The sequence below is a fragment of the Microbacterium sp. P5_B6 genome (assembly GCF_056400345.1).
In genome coordinates this window covers 1-966 of record NZ_JBFULL010000080.1, presented here as the reverse complement: position 1 = coordinate 966, position 966 = coordinate 1, and the positions used below count along the sequence as shown (strand labels likewise).

1 protein-coding gene is annotated in these 966 nt (G+C 64.0%); it reads left to right on the top strand.

Features of this window, described 5'->3' with window-relative positions; all coding sequences use genetic code 11:
- Nucleotides 1-63: 63 nt before the first annotated feature.
- Nucleotides 64-966, top strand: a 903-nt coding sequence (locus AC1DP3_RS18330) for a phospholipase D-like domain-containing protein (RefSeq protein ID WP_477295807.1), incomplete at its 3' end; no start/stop codon positions are given.

Sequence of the window (966 nt, the reverse complement as noted above, 5' to 3'; positions counted from 1 at the left end):
CAGTTATCGCTGGGAAGTCGCTCAACGACATCTGCCGGATCTCTACGCCGCGAGGGTGGCGTCGTGACGCTGAGTCCATCGACGAGAGTGATGCTCACAGATGCCCTGCGCCCGCCCGCGGGGTACGGGGTCGAGATCGCGGTCGGGACCACGTACTCGCTGAATCTGACCTCGCTGCTCCTTGCTCCACTTTCGTTCGCGCTTTTCGATCGCGTGGATTCAGACGACCTCAGCACGGTCGACCCGATTCAAGTGTTGGAGGCGGTGCGCCGTTATGCGGAGCACACGACGGTCTTCTGCCAGGCGGGCGGCATCCATGTTCCGTCCAGCTATCGCAGCATTCTGACCTTTGTGGAGGACAGCGTTCTCGAGGTCGCCCCGCCGCCGGGCAGCTCAATCTTCCACCCGAAGATCTGGGCGCTCAGATTCATCGATGCTCAGGGGGCACGCACGCATCGACTCATCATCCTGAGCCGGAACATGACGCTTGACCGATCGTGGGACACCGCACTCGTTCTGGATGAGGCGGAAGGCGGTGCAATCGATGCGGCACCCGCGGCTGATTTCGTTCGGCAGCTTCCTGACCTCGCATTGCGGGACATTTCCGCGGCGCGTGTCGACGAAGTCGAGGATCTGGCTCGCACGCTCGAAGCCGTGCGTCTGGCTCCGCCGGCCCCGTTTTCGGACGGCTACCTCCTGCCGATCGGTCTCAGTGGCGGGGCCGTCTGGCCCTTTCCGCATCGGGCGCGGAGACTGCTCGCGATCAGCCCGTTTCTCACGAAGCCCGCCGTTCACGCGATGGGGAAGATCGCCGTTGAGCGGACGATCGTCTCGCGTCCTGAGTCGCTCGAGCTGATCGGGTCGAAGGCGCTTCAGGGATGGCACGTGAACGTCCTCCAGCGCTTGGCCGAGGTCGACCCGGGCGACGATGTCGCCGAAGCACATTCGGCGCTCACGGAGTATGAG